At 43.4% G+C, this 3,950-nt stretch carries 2 protein-coding genes; both read right to left on the bottom strand.

Features of this window, described 5'->3' with window-relative positions; genetic code table 11:
* Positions 1-431: 431 nt before the first annotated feature.
* A complete protein-coding gene (locus F6K38_RS14845; protein ID WP_287293456.1) occupies positions 432-3,257 on the bottom strand; it encodes a beta strand repeat-containing protein in 2,826 nt (941 codons plus the stop codon).
* A 154-nt stretch (positions 3,258-3,411) separates the two neighbouring features.
* Positions 3,412-3,597, bottom strand: a complete 186-nt coding sequence (locus F6K38_RS14840) for a hypothetical protein (RefSeq protein ID WP_287356833.1) — start codon at positions 3,595-3,597, stop codon at positions 3,412-3,414.
* Positions 3,598-3,950 lie beyond the last annotated feature (353 nt).

Below are 3,950 nucleotides of genomic sequence, written 5' to 3'. Positions count from 1 at the left end.
GGGAATCGGGAATCGGGAATCGGGAATCGGGAGTCGGGAATCGGGAATTGGGTGTGATGACAACAGAATTTGATAAGGCTTTCCCGGATGGTAGGAAGCAGGTTAATGCGATAGCAATTATAAATGATAGTTTTTTCATAATAATTAAGGGAATTTAGAATTTAGAATTTAAAATTTAGAATTTAGAATTTAGAATTTAGAATTTAGAATCGGGAATAGTACTATAATAATAGTTTATTAACTCTTGCCTCTTGCCTTTCTTTAAGAGAGTATGTTCACAACTTAAATAAAAATTATATAGGTTTTATTGCATGTAGGAGGTACACTTATCAATCTCAAAGTCCCCCTTTTTAAGGGGGATTTAGGGGGATCCCTTTGTACCTCATGGGAAAGAGAATTGCTATATATTACTCTTCCCTACTCCCTACTCCCTATTCCCTATTCCCTGTTCCCTGTTCCCTATTCCCCCTTCCCGAATGACAATCAAGATTGGGCAATATCTGCTCCACAGGAGTCCCCTGAAATGGTTGCGCCGTCAGAATAATCGTGCCATCCTTTGCTATTACCCAGCCTTGGGCTTCGATAATCACTTTTTTGTCTTGACGGGGTCTAACGGATGCTTGGGCTTGTAATGGTTGTCTGTTGCTGGCTAACCTAGGACGAGTTCTCCACCTGACTGTTCTGTGGGCATTAATCACTGGATCCTCTGGAGTCGGTGGTAAACCGCCTTTTCCGATAATGGTAAAGGAACTGCCGCCAGCAATCCGATTGTTCTCAAAGCCACAAAGGTCATTGGCCAGGATCGCTTCTGCATCCACCAGGATTCCTGGCAATTCGTTTAAGCCTGAAGTGGGGTCTACCTGGGAGATGTTGAGGATTACCTCACCGTTGAAGGATGAGCCACGTTCGGAGGTGGAAGTAATGTCATTGTCTGGAGTGAGACGGTCGCGAAACTCTAAGCCAAAGATGCCTTTGGCGTTAATTTCAACACGACCTCCTGAGCCTTGGTCAGCATCGGCAATGATGTCACTATCTCCCAGACCGACTAAGGTATCAGTCTTAATTTCTATCTTTCCCCCAGTGGTTGTATTCTGAGCTTCAGTTATAATTTTGCTTTCGTTGAGGAGTCGGATGTCACGGGAAAAGAGTTTAATATTGCTGTCGTCTCCTCCTGCTGTTTCTGCTGTGATCCTGCCATTGTTGTCAAGGAAGATGGAGTTGGCATTAATATCTACCGTGCCTGCTGAACTATCCTTGTTAATGCTTCTAGCGCTAACTTCTGCTCCATCAGAGATTATTAACTTGTCAGTGGTAATATTCAACAAATCTCCGGCATTTCCTGTTGCTTCCCGATTAGCTTGAATAAATAAGCCGCTGCGAGACCGACCATCAGCTGAGGTACCAATCAGTTGAATCTTAGAAGAAGCATCTACAGTCAAATTTCCCCCGTCCCCTTCACCAAGAGTCCTAGCTGAAACAGCTGCTCCATCAGAGACGATTAACTCCCCAGTGGCAATCTTCAAATCTCCCGCATTTTTTGTCCCTTCAGTTTGAGTAAACAAGCCGCTGATAAACCGAGCATCAGCTGAGGTACCAATCAGTTGAATCTTAGAAGAAGCATCCACTGTCAAATTTCCCCCGTTCCCTTCACCAAGAGTCCTAGCTGAAACAAATGCTCCATCAGAGACGATTAACTCCCCAGTGGTAATCTTCAACTCTCCCCCATTTCCTCTCCCAAAAGTTTGAGTAAACAAGCCGCTGAAAAACCGACCATTGGCTGAGCTACCAATCAGTTGAACGGAGGAGGCATCCACCGTCAAATCTGCCCCGTCCCCTTCACCGAAAGTGCTAGCTGAAACAAGTGCTCCATCAGAGACGATTAACTTCCCAGTGGTAATCTTCAACTCTCCCCCATTTCCTATCCCTAGAGTTCGAGTAAACAAACCGCTGGCAAACCGACCATCAGCTGAGGTACCAATCAGTTGAGTCGAGTCGGCATTCACAGTCAAAGTTCCGCTGTCCCCTTCACCGATTGTGCTAGCTGAAACAAATGCTCCATCAGAGACAATTAACTCTCCAGTGGTAATACTCAAATTTTGCGCATTTCCTGACCCAAAAGTTTCAGCAAACAAGCCACTGGGAAACGTCTCATCGGCTGAGATACCAATCACTTTAACAGTAGAGGAGACATTCAAAGTCAAATCTCCGCTATCCCCTTCACCAAAAGTGCTAGCTGAAACAAATGCTCCATCAGAAACAATTAACTCTCCAGTGGTAATACTCACATCTCCACCTTGTCCTGAGCCAGTTACATCCGCAGTTATCCTAGAACCACCCTCAAGACTCAATTGTGAAGCTCCAACCTCTATCCCACCACCACTGCCACTTCCTCTGGTATCCGCAAACACAAAAGAGCGATCGCGTAAACTAACATTACTCCCCTGCACCTGGATACTGCCACCACCAATGCCACTAGTATCAACTAATGCCCCCTCCGACAAACTAATATCCTGAAATTGTTCAACTCCTGAATAATCCAACCTAAAAGTACTATCCGTTGGTATCAATTTCACCACACCATTAGAACCAACACTCCCCAGCTCAATCCGTCCATCCAATGCAATATTAAAGCCACCAGGAATATTCACATCACCACCAATCAGCCCTAAGGTTTGACCATCTGGTACCCGTAAGAAACTCAACTGATTAGTAATAGTCCCTGGATTAGAACCATATTGCAAACCAAGAGGCCCCTTAATCGTTAACAGAGGTGGAGCATCTGGGTTGGTGGCGCTGAATTTAAAACTATTGTCAAACAACACACTATCAGCAGTACTTCCAAAAAATGAACCTCCCACATCCAGTCTGCTATTAGGACCAAAGAAAATACCGTTGGGATTTATCAAAAATAAGTTAGCATTTCCCAATACTCCCAGAGTCCCCAAAATATTGGAAACATTACCTCCAGTTACCCGACTTAAGATGTTATCAATTCCCCCTGGATTAGCAAAATAAACTCGCCCGAACTCCGCCACATTAAAATCTGAGAAGCTGTGGAAAAGATTACTGTCTCTAATCGCGCCACCTTCAATTAAATCTGCCAGGGCACCGTTAACAGTCACATTGGGGGTTACCACAGAGCTTTCATTCCCTAGGGTATTATCTGGGGTGATTTGCCCTAATGCCGTAGTTGCAGCCACTAGAGAATACAGCAAAACGCTAGTTGCTGGCACCAGTCGGGAAATCGGAGGTTTCATTTTAATCAATCAGCTATCGAGTTTTCTGATTATTTCAGTAGGGTGGGCAAAGTTATGATTTCGTGAGTACTTAAAACAATCAAACTGTTTTTGCCCACCCTACAAGCTGATTATTCCAGGAAATATATTGCAGTTGGATTAATTTACAAATTCTTTACAAAGACTTTACTGAAAATTTACAATAACAGGTAGCAGGGAGCAGGGAATCGGGAATGGGGAATCGGGAATCGGGAATCGGGAATGGGGAATCGGGAATGGGGAATCGGGAATCGGGAATCGGGAATCGGGAATCGGGAATCGGGAATCGGGAATCGGGAATCGGGAATCGGGAAGATATCAAAGTAATAATATTTGATTATTTTAGGATTTAAATTGATATTAATTACATTCTAAATTAGTTTTTTGTAATGAAAAATAACTCAAAAAAGCATTTATTAAAAAGGAATAATCAAGATATTTTTCAGGCAATCAGCGTCAAAAAAGACTTTACTTCATATAGCCTTTTTAGTTGAGATGTAAACATAGGATTGATGTAAGAGGATATCTGAAAAGTTTTTTGATACTGAATTTTGCCCCCCTAGCCCCCCAATTCTGGGGGGAACAAGAATCAATTTGCTGGTAGAAGTCCCCCAAAATTGGGGGACCAACGGGGGCTTGGATGTAGCAAATGAGACTTTTCAGACAACCTCTAAA

Origin of the sequence: Moorena sp. SIO3B2 (genome assembly GCF_010692525.1) — a bacterium.
GTDB classification, from domain to species: Bacteria; Cyanobacteriota; Cyanobacteriia; order Cyanobacteriales; family Coleofasciculaceae; genus Moorena; species Moorena producens.
The sequence above is the reverse complement of the archived record's forward strand: the minus strand, read 5'-3'. Positions and strand labels throughout refer to the sequence as shown.